Raw genomic sequence first — 18,999 nt, 5'->3', positions numbered from 1 at the left:
CGGCGAGGGTAAAAATCAGCGGGATTGCGTGGATGGGGTCATGGCAGAGATGATCTCGTAGGCCACGTGAGCGGCGGCCACAGCGGTGATCTGTGCGTGATCGTAGGCCGGAGCCACCTCGACGATGTCGGCTCCCACGATGTTCAGGCCGCGAAGTGCCCTGATCATGGCCAGAAGCTCACGGCTGGTCATGCCACCGGCCTCTGGTGTTCCCGTGCCGGGTGCGTGCGCGGGATCGAGAACGTCGATGTCAACAGATATGTAGAGCGGGCTGTTCTTGAGTCGGCCCAGCATCCGCGATATCGAATGGGCAAGGCCCTCCGATTCAATCTCGGCGCTGCTGATGATCGCGAAGCCGAGACGCGCATCGTCGTGAAGATCCTGTCGGCTGTAGAGGGGGCCGCGGATGCCCACGTGCAGGCTGGTGGTCAGGTCGATGAGACCTTCTTCCGATGCGCGTCGGAACGGTGTTCCATGGGTCACCGGGGCTCCGAAGTAGGTATCCCAGGTGTCGAGGTGCGCGTCGAAATGCAACACGGTCACCGGCCCATGCTTTTTAGCTACAGCCCTCAGCAGGGGCAATGCGATGGTGTGGTCGCCGCCGATAGTGACGAGGCGGCTGCCGCCGTCGGTGAGGCCCGTGGCAGCGCTTTCGATCTGGCTGATGGCTTCGTCGAGATCAAATGGGTTGGCAACGATGTCACCGGCGTCGGCGACTTGTTGCGTCGTGAATGGCTCGACATCCTGTGCCGGGTTGTATGGCCGTAGGAGACGGGATGCCTCGCGCACATGGGCCGGACCGAACCGGGCGCCAGGCCGAAAACTCACCCCGCTGTCGAACGGAACTCCCACCACGGTGATGTCGGCAGTTACCACCTCGTCAAGGCGAGGCAACCGGGCGAAAGTCGCGAACCCGGAGTATCGAGGGTTGATGCTCGCATCCGGCGGTCCCACGGGCTCGTGCTGGTCCGACATATTATTCGCCTTCGAAAGAATGACCGATGATCATAAATGTTTGCCTAATTGTAAAACGAACTGACCTCAGTATCTGTGGACGATCGAACTCTGTCAAGCTAGGCGCGACCCCAGCCAGGAAGGGCCCGATGCGACCGATCAATCCAACAGCGTCCCAGAACCAGCTCCGCGTGGGGGCGCGACTGCGTGCGAGCCGGAAAGCGCAGGGCCTCACGATCGCGCAACTCGCTCAGGCCGCGCACGTGACCACCGGATTCGTCAGCAGGGTGGAGCGGGATGAAACGTCGCCGAGCGTGTCGACTCTTGTTTCGTTATGTCAGGTTCTCTCGCTGCCCATCGGCTCTCTATTCGAAGAAATCACCACAGATGTCGTGGAATTGGCACTCGCCCCTCTGATCAACATGGGCGGCCGGGGAGCCACCGAGCGGCTTCTCACCCCACGCAGCCAGTCGGGGGTGCAGGTACTCAGGTCACACCTTGCTCCACAGTCCACAGGCGGAGACGCGCTGTACACCATCAACTGCGCTGTTGAAGTAGTCCATGTTGTTGCGGGAACTATTTCAATGCTTTTCTTCGACCGGAAGGTCGATATGAAGACCGGGGACACCCTGACATTTTCTGGACGCGAGCCGCACAATTGGGAAAACACATCAACCCAGGAGGCCGACGTCATGTGGACAATCGTGCCGGCCGCGTGGAGCGGCTCAGCCTGATCCCGACCGGCGTCAAGAATCGCCGACAGCTGCCAGCCCGCGATGCTGCGAGAGAGCACATCACCGATGAACGCCGCGTGAACCCAGCCGGAAGTATTCTGTTACGAGTTACGTCTGCAACCCGGACCAGTCCGGTTTTGAGGCCGTGGAATACCGTTCGCCAGCACCCTCCGCCACGTCAGCCGTTCAACCCTGCATCTGGCACCGATCCTCACACCCGCACGGGGTTGAGGCGCCTACGCTGACAGTCAGCAGCCTGCGTTCGTCTGTTCTTGATCCAGTTGAAGCACGACGGCAATGTTTTGCACGGTGGCAATTCCCGGATCGTAACCCACGGGTCGGGAACAGCTCACGAGGACCAGACGGTTGGGGATGACGTTAGTGAGTTCATCGTTGGTCTTGTATTCCGCCTTGTCCAGTAGAAGGGTTTTCTGTGTGACGTAGCAGAGCGTGCCGTTTGCCGTGTCAATGCTCGCGACGGCTCCGGGCTGCAGGTCTCTGAGGCCGTTGAAGACGGCCATATCAATCCAGGTATGGCCGTAAAGGTAAACCGTGTTGGCCGCATCGGTCCCGGCCAGCCCATCCGGGATGGTCGTGTCCCAGGAGATCGTCGTGGGTTCGGACGGATCGAATCCGCCGCGTTCGTCGATCATCTCCTGCGTGTATTCAGACACCGCGCCATCGAGTCCGATCGATGCGACTCTTAGTTGAAGTGGTGCGGATGCCGGGACCACGAGGTCGGCGACAGGCGCCGGCGACGGAGGAGCCGCCGCCGGTGCCGCCCGTTGAATTGTGGCCTTCGGTGTCGCTGGTGGGGCCGTGGTTGGGACTGGCGCAAGAACGACCCATCCGAATGACAGCGCGCAAACGAGTGCTGCTAGGCCGCCGAGCAGCGCCTTCTTAGCGATGAGCACGCATTCGACGCGTGACGAATGCCGCCGTCAACAGACCGGCGACCAGAAGCACGCCGACTCCCAGGAAGTCAGAAGAGCCGTCGTTCCAGGCCGGGTGAGTGAAGCCGTCGGTCCTGGCATCATTCAGGACGTTTTTTGCGGGGGGTGGTGTCGGTGCCGTTGCAGCGAGCACGTTGTTCGTCAGTGAGGCGGTGCAGCGCATCGTTCCTCCACCTTCGTTAGTGGAGTCGTTGCACTGGTTGATGAGGACCGGGAGTTCCGCGCTCGCAAAAGACGGGGAAACAGAGCACTCGACCGTAGCCCCGCCACCGTTGGTGGAGTAGTTGCACTGCGTGATCGTGGCGTTCGTCGTATTGGCGGGGCGTGGGCTGCAGTTGAGGAACTCGCCGCCTCCGCCTGCGGTGTTGTTGCACTGGTTGACTGTTGCGGCGGTGACGCCCGTTGACGAACCGCCGGTGATGTTGTTGGTGACGAAAACATTGCAGGTCACGCTGGAGCCGGGGCCGTTTGCCGAGGCGTTGCACTGATTTACCGACGTGACAAGCGAATCGTACGATGTCGTCACGGGGTCGCAGCCTGGTATCACCGTGTTGGCCGGGCCGATGCACACTTTGGTGGTGACCGTGGAACTCGCCACCCCGGTGGTGATGTCCAGATTGTTGACTACAGTCACGTCACAGTTGACGCCTTGTCCTCCGCCCTCCGCGATGCCGTTGCACTGGCCGACTTCAGCGGCCGAAGCAGAGCTTGCCGGGGCGGCGAAAGTCAGTGCCAGTACCGCAAGCAGTAGTGCGGCAAGCAGGACAAAAAATTTTTTCAGCGAAGTGCCGAAATGGGTAGCGTTGGTACGCACGCCGTGAGTTATAGCGATGTCCATGTCACTCCTCTGTTAGCTCTTCATATAATCACAGTTCGAGGCCTGGTGGGGCCTCGGTGATCGGGGATCCAGCGTCGCCCCTGGGTTTTGCTGCACCCACCTGGCAAGCCCTCGGGCTCGGTGACGACTCGGTTGGGCTCGGTCAGCTTGCGTAAAAGCAGATTGTTGTGCACGAAAAGTTTGCTCCGCTTCGACGGGCGGGATGCGTCCGAGTTGGCGGTAAAGGCGTCGATGGTTGACCCGGTGGCGCTGCCGACACTTCGAAAAGCATCCGGCTGAATTCGGGTCGAGTTGCCGCCTCTGCAACTCGTCGCAGCCAGTGTCAGTCCAAGCTGTGGTTCACCGGTCGCAGTTGACCTATCGACCTCCCGTCGTTGGGCCAATCGGACGCGTCGAGTCAGCCGATCCTGCCGCAGGTGGGCAGTCTGATGTTGGGACCAAAGACTCTGGGGCTTCGCCTGACTGAATGGAAGCATGGGATTCAGGGCGCGCAGGGCGCGCTTCGAGAGCGAGGAGATGCGGTCATGTGGGGATACGGATACAACATGATGGGCTGGGGATGGCTCATCGGGGCGGCGATTGTGCTGCTGTTGATCGTCGCAGTGGTCGTGGCTCTTCTTCTGATCCCGGGACGGATGAGGCAGCCCGCGGCGGTTCCGTTGTCGGCGGCGGCTACCGGTCCGACTCCGCGCCAGATTCTGGATGAGCGCTACGCGAGGGGCGACCTCACCACCGAGGAGTACCTCGAGCGCGGCAAGCATCTGGGTTCGGCATGATCCACGTCGGGCGGGCTATCTCGATTGCTGATGCCCTCCCTGCTTCCCCCTGAGGGGTACAAAGTCAGCCAGTTGCAGCCTCGGATCCCACGTTGTCGTGAGTATTGTCGCGAGCAGCGATGCCTGCTGCGTGCCCGCTGTGTGCGCATCGCATGCGCGTGACCGCGGTCGGTGACGACGGTGGCAGGACTTAATTCAGCCAGCCGACGTTCTGCGCGTTCCCGTGCGCTCAAAAACGCCCGGGCTAATCGGAAAGTACGTATGTAACAATTACGTTTCACCTCGGCAATGATCGGCGTCCTCGCCACCACGATAGCCCTGTCTGCATGCTCGTCAACCACGACGATAGGCGGGATGAACCGCGGCATCTCACCGGCACCATCTTTCGCGGTCGAGAACACGGAAATGGCCGACGTGCCGGGCAACCAGCCGCAGAAGACGGGTAACTCTGCCGGGCTGCACGTCGTGATCATTGCGCGTGCGCCCCGACACCACAGCATCGCTTCGAACCCGCGCCCACCCAGAATTGAGGACACCACCTATGAGACCCTCCCATCGCCGACCTGGCCTACTCTCAGTCGGCACCCTGCTCGGCACGGCAGCGGTTCTGGTCGGATGCTCCGCCACCCCGCAAGTGAATCAGCCGGCCCAGCCAGCGGGTCCGACGCCGATCGAGCACATCCATGAGTTGACCGTCGATGCCAGCAGTGGCGTTCTTGTGGTGGCCACGCACGAGGGAATCTACGACGTCTCGATCGCATCTGACGCAGCCGCGACATTCACGGGTCCGCGTGCTGGACTCGACTTCGACCCCATGGGCTTCGTCATCGCTGGGGATACCACGTACGCATCGGGACATCCCGGTCCGACGACGCCGGGCTCTTTCGGAACGCCTAACCTCGGCTTGATTTCGAGTACCGACAATGGGATGACGTGGACCAATATCTCCCTCACCGGGCAGACGGACTTCCACGCGTTGGCTGTCGGTCCGCCATCCAGTGAGGGTGGTGCGGCGCTCGTATATGGCATCGATACGAGCAAGCCGGCGATCCAGCGCAGCTCCGACGGCGGAGTGACCTGGGCCGACGGTGCCGATCTCGTCGCGCGAGACATCCTTGCTGACCCCATCGTGCCGGGAAAGCTCTACGCGACCACCGAAGCCGGTGTTCTCGTAAGCGAAGATGATGCGGTCACCTTCCACCTCGACGCGGCAGCACCGAACCTGTACCTGATAGATATCGACACCGCACAACAGCAACTCGTCGGAGTTGATGCCAGCGGCAGCGTATGGCGTCGCGCAACCGATACGTGGATTCGCGGGGGAACCGTCACCGGCGTAGCGCAAGCGTTTACCAGTCACGATGGCCGCGTCTATGTCGCGGACGATCGAGGGATCGCGTTCACCGACGACGACGGCGCTACCTGGGATGTGTTGAAGACCCAGTAGGCCAGCCGGGCCGTGCTAGCAGCAGCCGCAGGCTACGGCCTCGCGTTCGCCCGTCAGTGCCGAGACGGGAACGGCGCAGGTGTCGCCCTTCCATGCTTCGAGCCCTTCTTTGATGGCGAATCCCGCGATAAAAAGGGCAGCGATCGAGTCGGCCCATGCCCAACCGAGGAGGCTGTTCAGCAGTAAACCGACGAGAAGGGCCGCGGAGAGGTAGCTGCAGAGCAGGGTCTGCCTGGAGTCGGCGACGGCCGATGCCGACCCGAGTTCGCGCCCGGTACGGCGCTCGAACCAACTCAGGAATGGCATGATCGCGAGGCTCACCGCCGCGAGGGCGATGCCAACCGGGCTGTGCTCGGCTGCGCGGAAACCCAGCAGCGAGACAGCCGCGTCGACGACCACGTAGGCGGCGAGTCCGAAGAATGAGAAAGCGATCACGCGCAGCGCTACCTTTTCGCGCCTCTGCGGGTCAGGTGCCGCGAACTGCCAGGCGATGGCCGCCGCGGAGAGCACCTCGACGATCGAATCGAGCCCAAACCCGATCAGGGCAGCCGAGGATGCGGCAGTGCCGGCAGCGAGAGCGATGATCGCCTCAATGACGTTATAGGTGATTGTGATCGCGACGATGATTCGAATGCGTCGCTGCAAAACGCGCGTGCGAATCGGTCCGAGGATGCGCGGGGGCCCGCTCGTGGTATCGGTCATGAGGAGCTCCCGCAGCACCATAGGTCGTTGCAGTTGTCGTCGATACACGTGGTTCCGTCATCGACGGCGAGCACCACATCCACCAGGGAGCTGAGGGCCCGGGTGAGGCGCGGATCCGCGATCTCGTATCGGGTTTGGCGACCTTCTGGCGCGGCGGCGATGATGCCACAGCCTCGGAGGCAGGTGAGGTGGTTGGAGACATTCGAGCGAGTGAGATCGAGGTCGCGGGCAAGCACGGCCGGGTATCCGGGCTTCTCGAGCAGACTCATCAGGATGCGCGCGCGGGTCGGGTCAGCCATCGCGCGGCCGAGGCGGTTCATCACGTCAAGACGGTTCGCAATAGTCAGCACAGGCTGACTATACAGTGATGGCTGTCTAGTGGCGATCGGCGACGAAAGCCCTCCGCTCCTGCCGACTAGTGATCGTGTGGGTGTGGATGTGGGTGTGAAATGGCATCAGTGTTCGCGGTCGTGGTTCGCAAAACCATGTCATCGAGGTTCGGGAGGGCGTGTCCCAGCTGGTGATCCGCTTCATGCAGGATCGTCTCGACTTCGGAGAGGGGGCGGTCGGCGACGACGAGAGTCGCGGTCCCCTGAAGCCTGTGTCCAACCCAGCGCAGCTGCAGTCGCGGCACGTCGATCACCCCGGAAGTGTTCTCGAGCGCGGCTCGGGCTTTGTCGACCAGTTCGGGCTCGATCCCGTCCATGAGTCGGCGGCCAATGCTTCGAACCGTGCCCCACAGCAGCACAATGATCGCGGCCGAGATGACGAGGCCGACGATGGGGTCGGCCAGTGGGAAGCCGAGCATGACGCCGATGGCACCCACGACGACGGCGAGGGATGTGAAGCCGTCGGTGCGCGCGTGCACCCCGTCGGCAACGAGAGCTGCCGAGCCGATCTTCCGTCCGACCCGGATTCGGTAAATCGCGACGATCTCATTGCCGAGGAAGCCGATCACGCCGGCGGCGAGAACCCACCACAGGTTGGACAGCGGCTGCGGATTGATGAGGCGGTCGACGGACTGCCAGGCCGCGACGATCGCGGATGCCGCGATGACGACAACAATGAACAGACCGGCCAGGTCCTCAGCGCGACCGAAACCATAGGTGTAGCGACGGGTTGCCGCCCGCCGGCCGAGGATGAATGCGATCCACAGCGGCACAGCGGTCAGCGCATCCGAGAAATTGTGGATCGTGTCCGCCAATAACGCGACCGATCCACTGATCACCACGACGACAAACTGAAGAACGGTGGTCACCAGTAGGATCACGAGACTGATCTTCAGCGCCCTGACCCCTTCTTTGCTTGCCTCCATAGCGTCGTCGATCGAGTCGGCCGCGTCGTGCGAGTGCGGCACGAACAAGCCGTAGAAGAAGCCCCTTATTCCGGTCGGGTGCGAGTGCCCTTCGTGACCGTGATCCTCATGGTCATGGTCATGGTCATGGTCATGACCCTGGTGATGCTGCTGCTCGTGCTCGTGCTCGTGCTCGTGCTGCTCGAGCGTGTGGTCGTGTGGCGTGCTCACTGCTTGTCCTGTTCGTCCTGGTGGTGGTGGCGCGGGTTTCCGTCTACGGAGTGTTCGGCCTGGAAGATCGCGTCTGTGACCAGTCGGCCAGCGTGCTCGTTTTGCAGTCGGTAGAAGACCCGTGTGCCCTCTTGCCTGCTTGAGACGAGGCGTGCGAGTCGCAACTTGGCGAGATGTTGAGAAACGGATGCAGGTGATTTGTCCACGATGCCGGCCAGGTGGTTTACAGACATCTCACCATCCCTGAGCGCGAGGATCAGGCGCACTCTCGTCGCGTCGGCGAGCATCGCGAAGACTTCGACGGCGAGTTCGACGAACTGGCTGTCGGGGTCTAATCCGCAAATCTTCTCATCTGCATTCATACGCAGATTATTGCATAGGGCATCAGGGGTAGCTGGGTATGAACTGAGCAGTCAGGATATTCGCTCCAGGCACGACCTCCCGCGAGGCGCTAAATCCCTTCGGATGGTTGATTGGTTACATTCCTGAATGTGGGGGCAGTCCAGCAAGACGGAGCACGGCGGCGAGTCCTTCGGGTGTACCCGGCCAATGGCGTTCGATTGCTTCACCCCCGGCATGTCGGGTCACGATACGCAACGCGAGCGCGACGATAAGCGCATCGTCAATGAACCCGATCACGGGGATGAAATCAGGAATCAGGTCGATTGGCGACAGCAGGTACACGAGGAGCGCAAAAAGGGCTATCCGGACTGAGATCGGGACGGAACGATCACTAGCGAGGCGCTTGAGCAGGCGGGCGACGTCCGGTGCGAGTCGCAGTATTGCCCGAATCGTGGTGGCACCGGGATGCTTGCGCTGCTCCACCAGTAATGCGATCACCAGCGCCACCCAGAGAATCGCGAGCCCACCAGCAATACTCAGGGCGAGCTGCCACCACTCAACCATCGACGCAAAGCTCGATCATGGTCGCGGGCATCGAACATCCAAGGACTGCGGCCTCCGCGATGACGGCGATGATAGCGAGGCACTCCGGCCGCGCCGCTTGCGGAGTGCTGGTCTTGCTCACAGCCAAGTCTCCCAGATGTTGGCGCCGCACGGAGAACGGGTCGCATCACATGGCGTCGTCATCATCGCACCGCCGTGCCCACCTTTCATCCATACCCGGGAAGCATCGTGACCAGTTCATGTCAAGAGAATCGCGCCCGGTCATCAGTGTCTTGGCAATGTTTGGCGATATTTGGCATTGTCGGGTTGAGTTCATGACTGCGCCCCTTCGGGCTGCGGCTCGTGGTGGCGCTCGCGCTCGCGATTCCTGTGTTCGTGTTCGTGTTCGTGTTCTCGGTCTGGGTCTGGGTCTGGCGCATCCTGTTCCGGCGACCTTGGCGCGCTCCAGATGAACCAGCAGGATGGAGCTCGAAATGCATCGTCGTCGATACCTGCGAGTCGCGGTGAAATGCTGTGGGGCAAGGAGGGAGGGGAAGTGGTGGCCCCGCGGTGGCAGACCGGACAGGCGATGCCCCACGGCCCGGAGCCCGAGTAATAGTGGTTCGTAAATGGACAAGTTCCGGAACACGGTGGCACTCTTGGGCAATGACTGGCTTCGCAACACAACAGCTTCATGCAGGAAGCCCGACCGCTCACGTTACTCCGCGTGCACTTCCCATCTACCTGACGGCCGGCTTCGTGCTCGACGACTTCGACAGCGCCGTCAACCACTTCTCTACGGGCGACGGCTACTCGTACACGCGCGTCGCGAATCCCACGGCCGAAGCGGTCGAGCAGCGAGTCGCTGTGCTCGAGGGGGGTGCCGAGGCGCTGCTCGTCGGCAGCGGGCAAGCGGCGCTCGCTGTCACGATGCTCGGGCTGTTGCGTTCGGGTGAGCACCTGATCTCGGCGTCGAGTATCTACGAGGGCAGCCGCGGCTTCTTTGTCGAGAATCTGACGAGGCTCGGTGTCGAGACAGACTTCGTCGACGAGGCGAACGAGCCAGCGGCGTGGGAACGGCTCATCCGGCCCACCACTCGCGCGCTGTTCGCCGAGTCGATCACGAACCCGAAAAACGAGGTTCTGGATATCTCGGCGATCGCCGCGGTCGCGCACAAACACGGCATTCCGCTCATCGTCGACAGCACCCTCGCGACGCCCTTCCTTGTGCGCCCGCTCGAGCACGGCGCTGATATCGTCATCCACTCCGCCAGCAAGTTCTTCGCGGGCCACGGTGCCGTCCTCGGCGGCGTGATCGTCGACAACGACACGGAGCGCATCGCATATTTTCGTGACAGTGTTGCGCTGCGTTTTGGACCGACGCCATCGCCGCTCAACGCGTTTCTCATCAATCAGGGGCTGGAAACCCTGTCGCTGCGGGTCGAGCGACAGTCAGAGAATGCCCTCGGCATCGCACGCTGGCTCGAGCAGCAACCCGAGGTCCAGTCTGTTGACTATCCAGGGCTCGAGTCGAACCCTTTTTATGCGCTCGCGCAGCACTACATGCCGAATGGGCAGGGCTCGGTCTTCTCGTTCACGCTGGGCGGCGGGGTGGATGCCGCTCGCAGTTTCATCAATGCTCTCGACGTCTTCACCCACATGACGCACCTCGGCGACGTGCGTTCTCTTGTGCTTCACCTGGCGACTACCAGCCACAACCTGCGCACCGACGAGCAGCTTGAGAAAGCGGGCATCTGGCCGGGCACGCTGCGACTGTCGATCGGTATCGAGTACCTGCCCGATTTGATCGATGACCTCGATCGTGGCCTTTCGGCGATACGGCGTGGGTCGGCGGCCGCAGGATGACCCACCAACAGCACTTCGGATGGTTCCTGGCCCGCGGCTTCGGGCCGCAGGGGTGGGGGCATCCATACCTCGACTGGAACTGGCGCTGGACCGAACCCGCGCTCTATCAGCAGTCGGTGCGCGAGCTCGAGCAAGCCGGTTTCGACATGCTGATCATTGAGGATGCCCCGTCGCTTGGCAACGCATCGACCATCGATCTGCGCATTCGTCAGGCCTTCGGTGGCCCCAAACACGATCCGCTGCTGCTGGCGCCGTACCTGTTCGCGGTGACCGAGCACATCGGAATCGCGCCCACGGTGAACCCCGCCGCCTACATCCCGTATACGGCTGCGCGGCAGTTCGCGTCGCTGCAGCACCTCAGCGGGCATCGTCTCGGACTGAACGTCGTGACCGACACCGGCAGCGCACGACATTTCGGGTCGTCGCCGCCGCTTGGGCACGATGCCGCCTACGACCGTGCCGAGGAGTGGCTCGGCGGCATCAGGCAGTTGTGGCGCTCGTGGGCCCCCGGAGCCCTGCCTGGCTCGGAGGATCGCTACGCCGATGGCTCCAGGCTCACCACCGTGCAGCACCGCGGCGAGTACTTCTCGTTCGATGGTCCGCTCAATGCGATCCCGTTTCTCGAGGGGGAGCCGGCCATCGTTTCACCAGGGGGGTCGGGGCGTGGGCTGGGTTTTGCCGGGGCCAACTCCGACGTGCAGCTCGCGCTCGCCCCTCTCGATACCGAGAGCGTGCGGGCCTATCGGGCTCGCATCCACGCTGCGGCGGTTGAGGCTGGTCGCAACCCCGAAGACATCACCATCCTGTTCGCGATCCAGCCCGTGCTCGTGGGTAGCGCGGACGAGGCCGACCGTCTCGTGGCCGAGTCTGCGAATCCGGATGACGCAGCGGTGCTCCACATCGCCGACAGGCAGTCGAGCGACCTCGAGACCGACCTCACCGCTCTCGACTTCGACAGGCCGCTCGATCGCACGGTCTTCGGTGATCATGTTTCGGAGGGCTCGATCAATCGCCTGCTGGGCGGATATGACCCGGAAACCACTCCGCTGCGGCAGCTGCTGGCTAAGCAAGCGCGCCTCGGCCGCCTGACTGACGGCAGTGGCTTCGTCGGAACGGCCGACGAGTTCGCTGACCTCATCGAACGCCTCGGCGACGACGCCGAAAACGACGGGGTGCTGCTGTGGGGAGACCTGCACCCGGTCACGGTTCACCGCCTGCTCGACGACCTCGTTCCGATCCTGCGGCGTCGCGGCATTCTGCGCACATCGTTCGGCGGTGGCGGCATCCACGGCAACCTGGGCGACTTCTAACGCTGACTGCTGTGCTGGGCGTCGGTCGCGGGGCTATGACTGTGTGCGGCCTGGCAGGCCGATGGCTTCTAGGTCACGAGCTATGAGGTCACGGGCGGTGATGAGGGCGAGCATGCGCCAGATTCCGCCGGCGTTCCGATAACCGTCATTACTCGGGTAACCGCCAACGTTCTGGTAACCGTCTTACCCGGTAGCGCCGAAATTGCGGGGATCGAGCTGCTCATCGCCTCGCGCAAATCTGGCGCACTCTGGCACGATGTGGCGGGACGTGGCTTGATGCATCCCGACGTGGCTCGACCTCACGTCGACTGTCCCGACGTGCTGCTGGAGCAGTGCGCGGGCCGGGGTATCCGTCAGCTATCGCTCGACTTCGCGACCCATAGACTTCGATCTATGGATGTGTATGCGGCCACGTCAATCGAGTTGAAGCTCCTCACTGATCCGACACGAGCACGCATCCTGCACCTGATCATGGAGAGCCTCGAGGGCAGGCGTTCCGTGTCAGATCTCGCTGGCGAGCTGCAGTTGCGCCAGCCAACGGTGAGCCATCACCTCAAGGCGCTGGTGGAGGTCGGTCTGCTTGAGCGCAATCCTGACGGACGGCTGGTCTGGTACTCGATCCAGCCGGAGCACGCTGATCGCGTAGCCGAAGTTCTCCAGCGTTCCCCCGCGACGGGATCGGCGGAGGGTGTTCTCGAGCGCGTTACAGCAGATCTTTCGGGCCGGTTCGCTGGCGTCTTTTCGCCAGAGACCGTCGCGAGATATGTGCAGGAAAGTTACACACTCCTGGCGGAGAACGGGAAAGCAATCCGCTATTTGCCCTCGCTTGCGTCCCGGTTCGCCGCGGACCGGCTATCTGCTCTCGCCAAAGTCGAGTCGAACGACCTCGATCGCACCCCCGAGGTGCTGTTCGTGTGCGTGCAGAACGCGGGGCGTTCCCAGATGGCAGCGGGCATCCTTCGCCATCTCGCTGGCGACACCGTGCGAGTGCGCACGGCAGGTTCCGACCCGGCAAGCACGGTGCGGTCTGTGATCGTGGCGGCTCTCGATGAAATCGGCGTGTCGATCGGTGGTGAATTCCCGAAGCCGCTCACCGATGAGGTGGTCCGTGCCGCGGATGTCGTCATCACGATGGGGTGCGGCGATGCGTGTCCGATATACCCCGGCAGGCGATATCTCGACTGGGATGTTGGCGACCCGGTGGGATTGCCGATCGGCCGGGTCCGCGACATCCGGGACGACATCGAGGCGCGCGTCCGGTCGCTGCTCGCGACCCTGCAGGTGAACGCGGTCTGAACTCTCGCCGCAAAGCTACTCAAACCCATAGATGACCGTCTATGCTTTGAGAACTGTCGAGATGAGGGAAAACCAGTGTCAGAGAAGCCTGTAGTCCTGTTCGTGTGCATCCACAATGCCGGCCGTTCGCAAATGGCCGCAGGCTACATGCGCAAGCTTTCCGAAGGTGCCGTCGAGGTTCGCTCGGGAGGTTCGGAGCCCGGCGACCAGATCAACCCCATGGCTATTCAGGCCATGGCTGAGGAGGGTATCGACATCTCACAGGCCGTGCCCCAGCTCATGACGACCGAGCAGGTCAAAGACTCCGATGTCGTCATCACCATGGGCTGCGGCGATGTCTGCCCGATCTTCCCCGGTAAGCGTTACGAAGACTGGGAGTTGACCGACCCGAAAGGCAAGTCGATCGATCAGGTTCGCCCCATTCGTGACGACATCAAGGCCCGCGTTCAAGCCCTGTTGGCTGAATTGCTTCCTGCAACGGTCTGAACCGCCGCCACCGAGAATGGCATCAGCGCCGACGAGGGCGGCCGGGACTGAGCCAGCCGGACGCGCTACCCGGGCTTGAGCTGCCCGGACTGGGCGACCGGGAGGAATATCTGCGGCGCCCGGTGGGGGAGTAGCGAACGGTACGTGCTCGAGTTCCACACTGGCCTGTCGCGGACCTCCGCAGTGCTGGCCGGCTACGGACCTCCGCAACGAAGGCGCACCTGGCCGGCAACTCGACGCGATTCGCGTCCGACCGGCTTACAGCGCTCGCATAGGCGAAGGCCCCACGGCGCTCGCGCAGGCCAAAGGCGCGATCGAGCGCGCCGTGCCCGAGGTGCTGTTCGCCTGCGAGCAGAACGCGGGCCGCTTCACGATGGCGGCACTGGCGGCAATGGTGATAACCATGCCGCCGGACGGTTCCGTGCATGTGCGTTCCGCCCGTTGGACGCCGGCCCAGGACCGAATCGTTTGGTCGTCGCGGCGATGGGAGAGCTTGGGTTGGATCTCAGGAAGGCGTTCCCGACACCACTGGCGGATGATGTTGTCCTGGCCGCCGATGCTGTCATCACGACGGGTTGCGGGGATGCATGAGCCGTTCATCCGGCTGGTGCTTATCCGGATCAGCGAAATCAGGATCGAGCGCTCGATGCCCCGAGAGAACTCACCCGGTAACCACAACGTTGACGCGGCTCAGCGAGGTTATTACTGTCGAAGTGAAGCCAATCGGTAGCTTTTGCCTACGGTGCCCATCTGCAGAAAGCAGGCCAGCAATGTTGCTGCCACACGTCACTCCTGCCCCCCGTCGCCGTCGGTTGCGCTCCCTGGTCGCTGCGGTCACCGCGACCGGACTTGTCGTCGGCCTCTCGCTCACCGGAACGTCGGCGGCCTTCGCCTCGCCGCAAGCGCGGCCAGCTCCGCCGAGCTCCGCCGAGCCTGACTTCGGTCCCAACGTGCGGATCTTCGATCCGAGCATGCCCACCAGCCAGATCCAGGCTGAGGTCGACGCGATCAGGGACCGGCAGATCAACGACGAAATGGGTACTAACAGGTACGCGCTGCTGTTCAAGCCGGGCAGCTACGGCACTGTCGAGAACCCGCTGATGATCCAGGTGGGTTACTACACCGAGGTGGCTGGCCTGGGGTTGAATCCCACCGACGTCACCATCAACGGTCACGTCGACGTCTACAACCGGTGCAGGCCCGCGACGGGATGCTTCGCACTGGACAACTTCTGGCGTTCGATGTCGAACCTCACGATCAACGTCACGGGAGGCGAGGGGTGCCGGGCTTCCGCGAACTTCTGGGCAGCATCACAGGCCTCCCCGGTGCGCCGGGTCAACATCATCGGCGGCAACCTGTCGTTGATGGATTACTGCACAGACGGCCCACAGTTCGCCAGCGGTGGCTTCATCGCCGACTCGACGATGGGCCCGGTAATCAACGGTTCCCAACAGCAGTACTTCACACGCAACAGCAGCGTCGGCAGCTGGTCTAACGGTGTCTGGAACCAGGTGTTCTCCGGTGTGGGCGGGGCCCCGGCTGAGTGCTTCCCCGCCGTCACGGACGTGTGCGGGCCGTACACGACGGTCGACAAGACGCCGGTCAGCAAAGAGAAGCCCTATCTCTACCTCGACTCCGCTGGCCGGTACAACGTGTTCGTGCCGTCGCTGCGCACCAACTCGACGGGAGCGTCGTGGGTAAACGGTCCGACACCGGGTCGTAGCATCCTGCTGTCGAGATTCTTCGTGGCCAAGCCGGGCGATTCGGTGCAGACCATCAATAAGCAACTGAAGAGCGGCAAGAATCTGTTGTTCACACCGGGTGTATACGCGATCGATAAGACGATCAAGGTGCAGAACGCGAACACCGTCGTGCTGGGCATTGGCATTGCCACCCTGACCGCGGTCAAGGGTGCGGTCGTGATGGCGGTCGAGGATGTCGCGGGCGTCGGTATCGCTGGCATCACGATCGACGCCGGCACGAAGAACTCGCCGGTGCTGCTGCAGATCGGCAGCGTCAAGAAGGAGAAGGCCGACATCGGGGACAGGCATGAGTCGAGCAGCCGATCCAACCCCACCACTCTGCAGGACGTGTTCTTCAGGATCGGCGGTCCGAACGTCGGCAAGGCTGACGTCAGTCTCGAGGTCAACAGTGACAACGTCATCCTCGATGACATCTGGGCCTGGAGAGCAGACCACGGGATCGCGGGAACCGTGGGGTGGGATATCAACACCGCAAAGAACGGCGTCATCGTCAACGGCGACAATGTCACAGCCACCGGGCTGTTTGTCGAGCACTACCAGCAGCACAACGTGATCTGGAACGGAAACGGTGGCGAGATCGTCTTTTTCCAGAACGAGCTTGCGTACGACCCGCCGAGCCAGGCGGCCTGGATGCAGGCCCCAGGCGTCAACGGCTGGTCTGCATTAAAAGTCGCCGACTCGGTCACGACGTTCACAGCTTCCGCGCTGGGCAGCTACAGCTTCTTTAACCAGGGCGTGGACATCTTCGCCGCGAACGCGTTCGAGGTGCCCGGGACGCTGGCCCCCGGCAGCCTGCACAACATGTTGACGATCTTCCTCGATCCATCGAAGGCAAAGGGTGGGATCACGAACGTGATCAACGGGATCGGCGGGTCGTCGACCATCGACAATGCCAGCACCCCTGTCACGGTGGGGGACTACCCGGCGGTGCCTGACACGACGGCTCCGACGGTTGCCATCACGGACGACATCGCGGCATCCGCGCCGGGTGACGTCACCTTCAGTTTCGCCTTCAGCGAGAGCGTCGGCGCCAGCTTCACCGCAGACGATGTCGCCGTCGTGGGCGGCGCGAAGGGTGCGTTCGCTCGACAGGACTCGACCCACGCCACGCTGGTCGTGAGGCCCCCGGGCAACTCGACCGGGGTCATCGATGTCAGTGTCGCCGCGGGCTCATTCAGTGATGCGGCAGGCAATGCCAACACTGCATCCGTTGTCGCCCGGCAGGAGTTCGACACCGTGCTGCCTCCGTCAACCCGACGCCTGCTCACCTTCGATGAAGGGACGCCACCGACCCTGATCGGCTTCGGAGGTGTCGACCCGACCATCGTCGTCGACCCGACCAACGCCGCCAACAGGGTCGCGCAGGTCGTCAAGGGTGCCGGTGCGGCGGTGTGGTCGGGCACCACGATCGCCACCATGCCCAACGCAGCGATCGAGCGGATCGCGTTCACGTCTACCCTGACGTCGTTGACGGCGAGGGTATGGTCTCCGGATGCGGGGATCAGGGTGCGCCTCAAGGTCGAGAACGCCGCCGACGGCGCTCAATCGGTCGAGACTGACGCCACCACCACGCTGGCTGGTGGTTGGGAGACGCTGACCTTCAACCTGGCGAACCAGGTGGCGACAACGGCGGCCCTCAACCCCGCGCTGGTCTATAACAAGGTTTCTGTCTTCTTCGACTTCGGTACGGTAGGAAGTGGAAAGATCTACTACCTGGACGATTTGGACCTCGCGCCGAAGGGGAGCTGACGCACTCCGCAGCGGTTACGGGTCTGGGGCAGGACCACTGGACAAGGACACATCACCCCATGAAATACCGCACCCTCGGGCGCTCAGGCGCCGTCGTCTCGACCTATGCACTCGGAACCATGACCTTCGGATCCGAGACGGCAGAAACGGAGGCCGCGCGGCAGCTCGACGAGTACACCGCCCGCGGCGGAAATCTCGTCGAGACGGCGGATGTCTACAGCGGTGGCGAGTCTGAACGGATCGTCGGCAGGTGGCTGGGCACACTCGATGAGCAGGCTCGAGCGAACATCTTCCTCGCGACGAAGGGGCGGTTCCCGGTGGGCGTGGAACCTCGGGATGCGGGCAACTCACGCCGGCACCTCCGCAGGGCACTCGATGCGTCGCTGGTGAGGCTCGGCGTCGAGCACGTCGACCTCTACCAGCTTCATTCCTGGGATCCACTCACTCCGCTGGACGAGAGCCTGGGATTCCTCGAGGATGCGGTGCGCTCGGGGAAGATCTCCTACGCTGGCCTCTCGAACTTCACCGGCTGGCAGGTCGCGAAGGCCACGACGCTTGCGGCCGATCGAGTGCCGCTGATCTCGATGCAGCCGCAGTACAACCTGCTCGTGCGTGAGGTGGAATGGGAGGTCGTTCCCGCATGCATCGACGGTGGGCTGGGAATCCTGCCGTGGTCGCCCCTCGGCGGCGGCTGGCTGACGGGCAAGTATTCGGCGACCGAGGCACCGACGGGAGCTACCCGCCTCGGTGAGGACCCGGAGCGAGGTGTCGAAGCGTACGCTGGACGCAGTGCCAGGGATCGGACCTGGACGACGATCTCGGCTCTGACGGAGATCGCAACCGAGCGTGGGGTCACGCTCTCGCAGATTGCGCTGGCGTGGCTGCACGATCGACCAGGTGTCACCTCGATCATCCTCGGCGCCCGAACTGTCGACCAGCTCACCGAGAATCTGGGTGCGTCTCACCTCGTGTTGACTGCGGAGGAGGTTGCCCGTCTCGACCACGCCAGCGATCCCGCAGCGGCTGATTATCCGTACGGAGCGCCCGGAATCGAACAGCGCGCGCGCACTGTTGACTGATCGGCGAGCCCAACTGTTTGCCAGCAGGTTCACGCCTGCAGCACAGGTTGCCCCGATTCAGACTCGAGTTCTCACATGAAGCCCTGATTGCCCATCGTGCACCTGACGCTCGGCCCTAGCCTCGAAACGTGAGCGCAACGGCGCTCCGGAACGGAGCCCCACATGTCTGCCACGCTCACCCCTACGCGCGCGGTCTCAGCTCGGGATGCCGCCCCCACCGAGCTCCATGCCCGGCAGATCGCGGTGGGCCTTGCCCTGGCTGTGACGGCTGCGATCCACGTGCTCGACCTGCCGGGCAAGATCGAGGAGGTGCCGTACCTCGCTGTCGCGTACATTTTCCTCATCGTGGCATCGTTCGTCATCATGGAGCGGATCTTCCGCGTCGGAAAGCCCCTCGACTACGTCGCCGCGATCGGTCTCGGCCTCGCCATTCTGCTCGCCTTCGTCGTGAATCGCACCGTCGGGATGCCCGGTGCAACCGATGACATCGGTAACTGGCTCGAGCCACTCGGCCTGCTGTCGCTCGTCGTCGAGAGTTTCGTCGTGTGGCAGGCCACGGCGGCCGTGCTGCTGCTGCGCCGCGGCGCCACGGCCTGACCGACGGCCGGCACTCGGCGTTGGCGGCAGCGCGCCTGT

At 63.1% G+C, this 18,999-nt stretch carries 20 protein-coding genes; 10 read left to right on the top strand and 10 right to left on the bottom strand.

What is annotated here, in order from left to right:
- Positions 1–15: 15 nt before the first annotated feature.
- Positions 16–975 (bottom strand): agmatinase, encoded by a 960-nt coding sequence (gene speB / locus IEW81_RS05515; RefSeq protein WP_097060083.1) that lies wholly within the window; start codon positions 973–975, stop codon positions 16–18.
- A 128-nt stretch (positions 976–1,103) separates the two neighbouring features.
- On the opposite strand from speB, the gene IEW81_RS05510 reads away from it, so the two are divergent.
- Entirely contained in the window at positions 1,104–1,688 is a 585-nt protein-coding gene (locus IEW81_RS05510; RefSeq protein ID WP_097060084.1) for a helix-turn-helix domain-containing protein, read from the top strand.
- Positions 1,689–1,936: 248 nt separating this feature from the next.
- Here the strand turns inward: IEW81_RS05510 and IEW81_RS05505 are convergent, their stop codons facing one another.
- On the bottom strand, positions 1,937–2,362 hold the full coding sequence (locus IEW81_RS05505) for a sortase family protein (RefSeq protein ID WP_179691793.1): 426 nt from the start codon (positions 2,360–2,362) through the stop codon (positions 1,937–1,939).
- Positions 2,363–2,588: 226 nt separating this feature from the next.
- Positions 2,589–3,479: a hypothetical protein gene (locus tag IEW81_RS05500; protein ID WP_097060086.1), complete on the bottom strand. Its 891-nt coding sequence runs from the start codon at positions 3,477–3,479 to the stop codon at positions 2,589–2,591.
- Between the two features lie 524 nt (positions 3,480–4,003).
- Between IEW81_RS05500 and IEW81_RS05495 the strand changes: the two genes are divergently transcribed.
- Together IEW81_RS05495 and IEW81_RS05490 are read left to right on the top strand one after the other, a co-directional pair.
- On the top strand, positions 4,004–4,255 hold the full coding sequence (locus IEW81_RS05495) for an SHOCT domain-containing protein (protein WP_097060087.1): 252 nt from the start codon (positions 4,004–4,006) through the stop codon (positions 4,253–4,255).
- A gap of 541 nt (positions 4,256–4,796) precedes the next feature.
- Positions 4,797–5,702: a WD40/YVTN/BNR-like repeat-containing protein gene (locus IEW81_RS05490; RefSeq protein ID WP_097060088.1), complete on the top strand. Its 906-nt coding sequence runs from the start codon at positions 4,797–4,799 to the stop codon at positions 5,700–5,702.
- Positions 5,703–5,717: 15 nt separating this feature from the next.
- On the opposite strand, the gene IEW81_RS05485 is transcribed toward IEW81_RS05490, so the two are convergent.
- The 6 genes from IEW81_RS05485 to IEW81_RS14630 form a co-directional block, all read right to left on the bottom strand.
- Positions 5,718–6,404: a cation efflux transmembrane domain-containing protein gene (locus IEW81_RS05485; protein ID WP_097060388.1), complete on the bottom strand. Its 687-nt coding sequence runs from the start codon at positions 6,402–6,404 to the stop codon at positions 5,718–5,720.
- The gene (gene cmtR, locus IEW81_RS05480; RefSeq protein WP_097060089.1) at positions 6,401–6,754 is read right to left on the bottom strand and encodes a Cd(II)/Pb(II)-sensing metalloregulatory transcriptional regulator CmtR; all 354 of its coding nucleotides are present in this window, start codon (positions 6,752–6,754) and stop codon (positions 6,401–6,403) included. The genes IEW81_RS05485 and cmtR overlap by 4 nt, the downstream gene beginning before the upstream one ends.
- Before the next feature lie 65 nt (positions 6,755–6,819).
- Entirely contained in the window at positions 6,820–7,719 is a 900-nt protein-coding gene (locus tag IEW81_RS05475) for a cation diffusion facilitator family transporter (RefSeq protein WP_373285381.1), read from the bottom strand.
- A 206-nt stretch (positions 7,720–7,925) separates the two neighbouring features.
- The gene (locus IEW81_RS05470) at positions 7,926–8,291 is read right to left on the bottom strand and encodes an ArsR/SmtB family transcription factor (protein ID WP_097060091.1); all 366 of its coding nucleotides are present in this window, start codon (positions 8,289–8,291) and stop codon (positions 7,926–7,928) included.
- A gap of 115 nt (positions 8,292–8,406) precedes the next feature.
- A complete protein-coding gene (locus IEW81_RS05465; protein WP_097060092.1) occupies positions 8,407–8,835 on the bottom strand; it encodes a YkvA family protein in 429 nt (142 codons plus the stop codon).
- Entirely contained in the window at positions 8,828–8,956 is a 129-nt protein-coding gene (locus IEW81_RS14630) for a hypothetical protein (RefSeq protein WP_268236630.1), read from the bottom strand. Before IEW81_RS14630 ends, IEW81_RS05465 begins: the two co-directional genes overlap by 8 nt.
- 524 nt (positions 8,957–9,480) lie before the next feature.
- Here IEW81_RS14630 and IEW81_RS05460 point away from each other — a divergent pair.
- The 4 genes from IEW81_RS05460 (at position 9,481) to IEW81_RS05445 (ending at position 13,772) form a co-directional block, all read left to right on the top strand.
- Positions 9,481–10,680 (top strand): O-acetylhomoserine aminocarboxypropyltransferase/cysteine synthase family protein, encoded by a 1,200-nt coding sequence (locus IEW81_RS05460; RefSeq protein ID WP_097060093.1) that lies wholly within the window; start codon positions 9,481–9,483, stop codon positions 10,678–10,680.
- On the top strand, positions 10,677–11,990 hold the full coding sequence (locus IEW81_RS05455; RefSeq protein ID WP_097060094.1) for an LLM class flavin-dependent oxidoreductase: 1,314 nt from the start codon (positions 10,677–10,679) through the stop codon (positions 11,988–11,990). The genes IEW81_RS05460 and IEW81_RS05455 overlap by 4 nt, the downstream gene beginning before the upstream one ends.
- Before the next feature lie 393 nt (positions 11,991–12,383).
- Positions 12,384–13,286 carry a metalloregulator ArsR/SmtB family transcription factor gene (locus IEW81_RS05450; RefSeq protein WP_097060095.1) on the top strand — a complete coding sequence of 301 codons (903 nt, stop codon included), beginning with the start codon at positions 12,384–12,386 and terminating at the stop codon, positions 13,284–13,286.
- A 75-nt stretch (positions 13,287–13,361) separates the two neighbouring features.
- Positions 13,362–13,772 (top strand): arsenate reductase ArsC, encoded by a 411-nt coding sequence (locus IEW81_RS05445; protein WP_097060096.1) that lies wholly within the window; start codon positions 13,362–13,364, stop codon positions 13,770–13,772.
- Positions 13,773–14,030: 258 nt separating this feature from the next.
- On the opposite strand, the gene IEW81_RS05440 is transcribed toward IEW81_RS05445, so the two are convergent.
- Positions 14,031–14,450: a hypothetical protein gene (locus tag IEW81_RS05440; RefSeq protein WP_188732665.1), complete on the bottom strand. Its 420-nt coding sequence runs from the start codon at positions 14,448–14,450 to the stop codon at positions 14,031–14,033.
- Between the two features lie 92 nt (positions 14,451–14,542).
- Here IEW81_RS05440 and IEW81_RS05435 point away from each other — a divergent pair, with 92 nt between their 5' ends.
- From IEW81_RS05435 to IEW81_RS05425, 3 genes are all read left to right on the top strand, one after another.
- On the top strand, positions 14,543–17,284 hold the full coding sequence (locus IEW81_RS05435; RefSeq protein WP_179691794.1) for a pectate lyase-like domain-containing protein: 2,742 nt from the start codon (positions 14,543–14,545) through the stop codon (positions 17,282–17,284).
- A 59-nt stretch (positions 17,285–17,343) separates the two neighbouring features.
- Positions 17,344–18,363, top strand: a complete 1,020-nt coding sequence (locus IEW81_RS05430; RefSeq protein WP_097060098.1) for an aldo/keto reductase — start codon at positions 17,344–17,346, stop codon at positions 18,361–18,363.
- A gap of 162 nt (positions 18,364–18,525) precedes the next feature.
- On the top strand, positions 18,526–18,960 hold the full coding sequence (locus tag IEW81_RS05425) for a hypothetical protein (protein WP_097060099.1): 435 nt from the start codon (positions 18,526–18,528) through the stop codon (positions 18,958–18,960).
- Positions 18,961–18,999 lie beyond the last annotated feature (39 nt).

This window comes from Salinibacterium xinjiangense (assembly GCF_014645015.1).
In the GTDB taxonomy this organism is placed as follows: domain Bacteria; phylum Actinomycetota; class Actinomycetes; order Actinomycetales; family Microbacteriaceae; genus Rhodoglobus; species Rhodoglobus xinjiangensis.
Note: the sequence above shows the minus strand (reverse complement) of the source record. Positions and strands in the feature narration are given on the sequence as shown.

Coding starts and splice junctions, on each gene's coding strand:
- IEW81_RS05450 (WP_097060095.1), top strand. CDS start 12,384: ATGGATGTGTATGCGGCCACGTCAATCGAGTTGAAGCTCCTCACTGAT.
- speB (WP_097060083.1), bottom strand. CDS start 975: ATGTCGGACCAGCACGAGCCCGTGGGACCGCCGGATGCGAGCATCAAC.
- IEW81_RS05460 (WP_097060093.1), top strand. CDS start 9,481: ATGACTGGCTTCGCAACACAACAGCTTCATGCAGGAAGCCCGACCGCT.
- IEW81_RS05425 (WP_097060099.1), top strand. CDS start 18,526: ATGTCTGCCACGCTCACCCCTACGCGCGCGGTCTCAGCTCGGGATGCC.
- IEW81_RS05475 (WP_373285381.1), bottom strand. CDS start 7,719: ATGGAGGCAAGCAAAGAAGGGGTCAGGGCGCTGAAGATCAGTCTCGTG.
- IEW81_RS05500 (WP_097060086.1), bottom strand. CDS start 3,479: ATGGACATCGCTATAACTCACGGCGTGCGTACCAACGCTACCCATTTC.
- IEW81_RS05470 (WP_097060091.1), bottom strand. CDS start 8,291: ATGAATGCAGATGAGAAGATTTGCGGATTAGACCCCGACAGCCAGTTC.
- IEW81_RS05485 (WP_097060388.1), bottom strand. CDS start 6,404: ATGACCGATACCACGAGCGGGCCCCCGCGCATCCTCGGACCGATTCGC.
- IEW81_RS05495 (WP_097060087.1), top strand. CDS start 4,004: ATGTGGGGATACGGATACAACATGATGGGCTGGGGATGGCTCATCGGG.
- IEW81_RS05490 (WP_097060088.1), top strand. CDS start 4,797: ATGAGACCCTCCCATCGCCGACCTGGCCTACTCTCAGTCGGCACCCTG.
- IEW81_RS05465 (WP_097060092.1), bottom strand. CDS start 8,835: ATGGTTGAGTGGTGGCAGCTCGCCCTGAGTATTGCTGGTGGGCTCGCG.
- IEW81_RS05455 (WP_097060094.1), top strand. CDS start 10,677: ATGACCCACCAACAGCACTTCGGATGGTTCCTGGCCCGCGGCTTCGGG.
- IEW81_RS05510 (WP_097060084.1), top strand. CDS start 1,104: ATGCGACCGATCAATCCAACAGCGTCCCAGAACCAGCTCCGCGTGGGG.
- IEW81_RS05430 (WP_097060098.1), top strand. CDS start 17,344: ATGAAATACCGCACCCTCGGGCGCTCAGGCGCCGTCGTCTCGACCTAT.
- IEW81_RS05435 (WP_179691794.1), top strand. CDS start 14,543: ATGTTGCTGCCACACGTCACTCCTGCCCCCCGTCGCCGTCGGTTGCGC.